4 protein-coding genes are annotated in these 5,141 nt (G+C 64.2%); all 4 read right to left on the bottom strand.

The features are described 5' to 3' along the window. Positions 1-156: 156 nt before the first annotated feature. On the bottom strand, positions 157-1,482 hold the full coding sequence (glcF, locus tag EOB49_RS24860) for a glycolate oxidase subunit GlcF (protein WP_127382531.1): 1,326 nt from the start codon (positions 1,480-1,482) through the stop codon (positions 157-159). A gap of 11 nt (positions 1,483-1,493) precedes the next feature. After that, entirely contained in the window at positions 1,494-2,699 is a 1,206-nt protein-coding gene (gene glcE, locus EOB49_RS24855; RefSeq protein WP_127382530.1) for a glycolate oxidase subunit GlcE, read from the bottom strand. Next, positions 2,696-3,280 (bottom strand): ASCH domain-containing protein, encoded by a 585-nt coding sequence (locus EOB49_RS24850; protein WP_127382529.1) that lies wholly within the window; start codon positions 3,278-3,280, stop codon positions 2,696-2,698. Before EOB49_RS24850 ends, glcE begins: the two co-directional genes overlap by 4 nt. Before the next feature lie 250 nt (positions 3,281-3,530). Further along, positions 3,531-5,027 carry an FAD-linked oxidase C-terminal domain-containing protein gene (locus EOB49_RS24840; RefSeq protein WP_127382528.1) on the bottom strand — a complete coding sequence of 499 codons (1,497 nt, stop codon included), beginning with the start codon at positions 5,025-5,027 and terminating at the stop codon, positions 3,531-3,533. Positions 5,028-5,141: the final 114 nt, after the last annotated feature.

The following is a 5,141-nucleotide window of genomic DNA, read 5'->3' as shown; positions in this document are numbered from 1 at the left end:
CCCCCTCACCCAGCCTCCGCTTCGCTCGGCTGACCTCTCCCCGAGGGGAGAGGAGGCTGTCAGCGCCGGCGCAAATCTCTTCTCCTCAACGGGGAGAAGGTGGCCGCGAAGCGGCCGGATGACGGGGATTTGCCGTAACTCAGACAGCGCGCCACGCTACTCAGCCGCAGCCAGCCTTTCCTCGGGGATCCCCTCCGGCATCGGTCCACCATAAGCCCAGTCGAGCAGCTTGATCGTGTGCACCACCGGCAGCTTGGCGGCGGAAGCGATCTGGGTGATGCAGCCGATGTTGCCGGTGGCGACGATCGAAGCCCCCGTCGCCTCGATGTTTTTCACCTTGCGATCGCGCAGCTTGGCCGAGATCTCGGGCTGCAGGATGTTGTAGGTGCCGGCCGAGCCGCAGCAGAGATGTCCTTCACGCGGCTCGCGCACGACGAAGCCGGCCTTGGCCAGCAGTTCCTTCGGCTGGCGGGTGATCTTCTGGCCGTGCTGCATCGAACAGGCCGAGTGATAGGCGACGACTGTGCCCGGCTTGCGCACCGGTTCAGGCAGGTCGAGGGTCGAGAGATATTCGGTGATGTCCTTGGCCAGCGCCGACACACGCGCGGCCTTGTCGGCATAGGCAGGATCCAGCCGCAGCATGAAGCCATAGTCCTTGATCGTGGTGCCGCAACCCGACGCGGTGATGACGATGGCATCGAGCCCACCCTGGTCGATCGCCCGCGTCCAGGCGTCGACATTCTGTCTCGCCGAGGCAAGCGCGGCCTGCTCGCGCCCCATATGATGCACCAGCGCCCCGCAGCAGCCCTCGCCCGGTGGCACCACGACCTCGACGCCGAGCCGCGACAGCAGCGAAATCGTGGTGTCGTTGATGGCGGGATCGAGCACCGATTGCGCGCAGCCAGTGAGGATGGCGACGCGGCCTCTTTTGCTCCCCTGCCCGGCATGGATGCCTGGCGAGCCCATCGGCGAAGCTACCGGGATCGAGGCCGGCGCGAGCTTGAGCATCGCACTGAGCGGCTTCAGCGCCGGAACCTTGTCGAACAAGCCTATAAACGGCTTGCCCAGCTTCGCCAGCTTGAGCGCGGCGCGAAACCGCTGGGGATAAGGCAGCACGAAGGCCAGCGTGGCGCGGGTCAGGCGATCGAGCAGCGGCCGCTTGTAGGTCTCCTGGATATGGGCGCGGGCATGGTCGACCAGATGCATGTAGTTGACGCCCGACGGGCAGGTGGTCATGCAGGCGAGGCACGACAGGCACCGATCGATATGGGTGACGATCTCCTTGTCGGCGGGACGGCCATTTTCCAGCATGTCCTTGATCAGGTAGATGCGCCCGCGCGGTGAATCGAGCTCGTTGCCAAGCGTCACATAGGTCGGGCATGTCGCGGTGCAGAAGCCGCAATGCACGCATTTGCGCAGGATCCTTTCCGATTCCGCGACATGCGGATCGGCAAGCTGGGCAAGCGAAAAATTGGTCTGCATCGCGTTGGATCCTAAGCCATTCGGCCGGGATTGAGGATGTTTTTGGGGTCGAATTCCTGCTTCAGGCGCTGGCTGAGTGCGGCAAGCGCGGGCGGCTGCGGCTCGAACACCGGCAGAGCGGCGCGATGCGAAGGTGCGGCACGCACCAGCGTCGCATGGCCGCCGCCATGTTTCCTCAACAGCCCGCGCAGCAGGGCGGCTTCCGGATCGCTTTGTTCCATGCGCAGCCACACCAGCCCGCCCTGCCAGTCATAGAAGGCGCTGACGGCGGATTGCATGCGTAGCGTCAGGACCATCTGGTGGCACTGTCCCGGCGTCATCGAGACACGCCAGACCGGTTTCTCGCCGTTGTCGGCGAAGGGCCTGCAATCGCGTACATCGCGCCAGATCAGCCGTGAAGCGTCACCGGCAATCTCCTGCAGCGGCCCGGCCTTGCCGAGCAGCGTTTTCAGCGCGGCGATGCGGTAGGCAACCGACGGGCCGAAACCTTCGACACGCAGCAGCGTCGCGGCATCGTTGCCGAGACTGCCATTGGCGACCCGTGCAGCGATGCGCTCCGGCAGATGGGCCGCACTCGACACTTCCGCGCTGGAACCGAGCGCCAGGGCCATGGCGGCGGCCGCGGCATCGTCGAGCAGGCCACGGATGGCGAGCGTGACTTCGGTCTCGGCTGCCGGCAGCACCTTGAAGGTGACGTCGGTGAATACGGCCAGCGTGCCCCAGCTGTTGGCCATCAGCTTGGACATGTCATAGCCGGTGACGTTCTTGACCACGCGGCCGCCCGACTTGAAGGACTCGCCGCGACCGGACACCACATTGATGCCCAGGACATGATCGCGCGCAGCCCCTGCCTTGAGCCGGCGCGGCCCGGAGAGGTTCGCGGCGAGCACACCGCCGATGGTGCCTCTGCCAGGCTCGCCGCCAAGCAGCGGACCGTAATCCATCGGCTCGAAGCCAAGCTGCTGGCCGTTTTCCGCCAGCAGCTTTTCGATCTCGGCCAGCGGTGTGCCTGCCTTGGCCGACAGCACCAGTTCAGCCGGTTCATAGAGCGTGACGCCAGAGAGTTTCGACAGGTCGAGCGTGTGTTCGGTTTGCAGCGGCCGGCCGACGCCACGCTTGGAGCCGTGGCCGAGGATTTCCAGCGGCGAGCCTTCCGCCGCTGCCCAGGCGACGGTGGAGAGAACTTCGTCTGACGTGGTTGGGGTGAAAGTGGTCAAAGCCTGTGCTCCCGAAGCCTTTCGAGCACGGCTTCGCCCCGTGGCGACAGCCGATAACCGATCTGGAGACTCTCGGTGAGTCCGAGTTCCCCAAGCTTGCGGACATCCTGCTTGAACTTCAGCTTTTCGACACCGGCCTTGTCGGCCAGGACAGCAGCCGGCACTTCCGGATGGGCGCCGATCGCCTGCAGGATCGATGGGAAGTAGCCGGGTGCCGTTTTGTCCCAGCGCGCAAAACGCTGGGTCAAGGCATGCCAGTCCTCATCGGAAAGCACGGCGTCGCCGCGCAGGCCAACGCGTTCGTCGGGCTCGATGCCTTTGAGCTCAATGCGATAGACCGGGGTACCGTCATCGGGGCCAAGCATCTCCTGAAGGGCTCCTCGGGACGGAAAGCCGGCTGCGGTCGCGTCTTTCTCCGTCAATTCGGAGCCGCTCGCGATCGAGATGTCCCCGATCCTAACCGCACCTGACGCCGTTCTGACCCGCCCGCCGGCCTTGACGGTCGGCCGCTTCCAGCGCCGAAACGCGAGCGTCACTTCATTGCGCGCGATCTTGTCCAGCAAGGATTGTTTGAACAGCAACTCAAACCTCACTCGGGCATACGGTGAAGCCTATGCCAAAAGCAGGTGCGGAAATGCCGCGATCCTTCGCACCCCCCTCTGTCCTTCCGGACATCTCCCCCGCAAGGGGGGAGATCAGATCGCTACGCCGGCTTTCGCCAATCCCATCGGTTGAAAAACAAGCATCAACATTGCGACCAGCCAATCTCCCCCCTTGAGGGGGAGATGTCCGGCAGGACAGAGGGGGGCGTTCAAGCACCGACATGTCCAGTTAAAACCTCGGAATGTCCGGAAACGGCAGCTTGCCGCCGGAAATGTGCATGCGGCCGAGTTCGGCGCATCGCCGCAGCTGCGGGAACACTTTTCCCGGGTTGAGCAGATGGTTGGGATCGAAGGCGCATTTGACGCGCATCTGCTGGTCGAGATCGATCTGGGTGAACATCTCCGGCATCAGGTCGCGTTTCTCCACGCCCACCCCATGTTCGCCGGTCAACACGCCGCCGACCTTGACGCAGAGCCGCAATATGTCGGCGCCGAAGCTTTCGGCCTTGTCGAGTTCGCCCGGTACGTTGGCATCGTAGAGGATCAGCGGATGCAGATTGCCGTCGCCGGCGTGAAAGACATTGGCGACGCCGAGACCGTATTTTTCCGACAGCTCGCGCATGCCGGCGAGCACGCGCGGCAGCTCCTTGCGCGGGATGGTGCCGTCCATGCAGTAGTAGTCGGGCGAGATGCGGCCGACGGCCGGAAACGCCGCCTTGCGGCCGGCCCAGAAGCTCAGCCGTTCCTGTTCGGACTGCGAAATGCGGCAGGTGGTCGAGCCGTTCTTGTAGGCGATGGCCTCGACAAGGCCGATCAGATGATCGAGCTCGACGCCCGGCCCGTCGAGCTCGACGATCAGCAGCGCCTCGACATCGAGGGGATAGCCGGCATGAACGAAATCTTCCGCCGCATGGATCGCCGGCCGGTCCATCATCTCCATGCCGCCCGGAATGATGCCGGCGCCGATGATGTCGGCGACGCATTGGCCGCCCTGCTCACTGGTCGGGAAGCCGATCAGCAGTGCGCGAGCCGTCTCCGGTTTCTTCAGGATGCGCACGGTGACCTCGGTGACGACGCCAAGCAGCCCTTCCGAACCCGTCATGACGCCGAGCAAGTCATAACCTTCCGCATCGAGGTGACTGCCGCCGAGCCGTACCACCTCGCCGTTCATCAGCACCATCTCGATGCCGAGCACATTGTTGGCGGTGAGGCCATATTTCAGGCAGTGCACGCCGCCGGAATTCTCCGCGACATTGCCGCCGATCGAGCAGGCGATCTGGGAGGATGGATCGGGAGCATAGTAAAAGCCCTCCTGCTCGACGGCGGTGGTGATGCCGAGATTGGTCACGCCCGGCTGGGCAACGACGACGCGATTGGGGAAATCGATCTCGAGGATACGGTTGAAGCGGCTCATCACCAAAAGCACCGCGTCCTCGAGCGGCAGCGCGCCGCCCGACAGCGAGGTGCCGGAGCCGCGCGGCACGACGCGGATGTTGCGATCGTTGCAGTATTTCAGCACGCGCGACACCTGCGCCACGGTTTGCGGCAGAACAACAACCAGCGGCAGCTGCCGATAGGCGGTCAGGCCGTCGCTCTCGAAGGCGCGCATGGAATTGGCGGCGTCGACGACGCCCTCACCCGGCACGATGATGCGCATGTCAGCGACGATCTCGTCGCGCCGGCGCATCGTGGCGTCGTCTGGTTTCGGCATGGCCAGGCCGGACATCAGCAGCCTCATTTTTCTTGACTGGTCAAAATCTTTTACCAGTGAAGCGCGTTGGGTGCAAATCCTGTGATGGTTGGGAATCCGGCATCAAGGCTGAGGCAAGCTTCCGCAGCG

The organism is Mesorhizobium sp. M7A.F.Ca.MR.148.00.0.0 (assembly GCF_003997735.1).
Lineage (GTDB): Bacteria > Pseudomonadota > Alphaproteobacteria > Rhizobiales > Rhizobiaceae > Mesorhizobium.
Note: the sequence above shows the minus strand (reverse complement) of the source record. Positions and strands in the feature narration are given on the sequence as shown.

Coding starts and splice junctions, on each gene's coding strand:
- glcF (WP_127382531.1), bottom strand. CDS start 1,482: ATGCAGACCAATTTTTCGCTTGCCCAGCTTGCCGATCCGCATGTCGCG.
- EOB49_RS24840 (WP_127382528.1), bottom strand. CDS start 5,027: ATGTCCGGCCTGGCCATGCCGAAACCAGACGACGCCACGATGCGCCGG.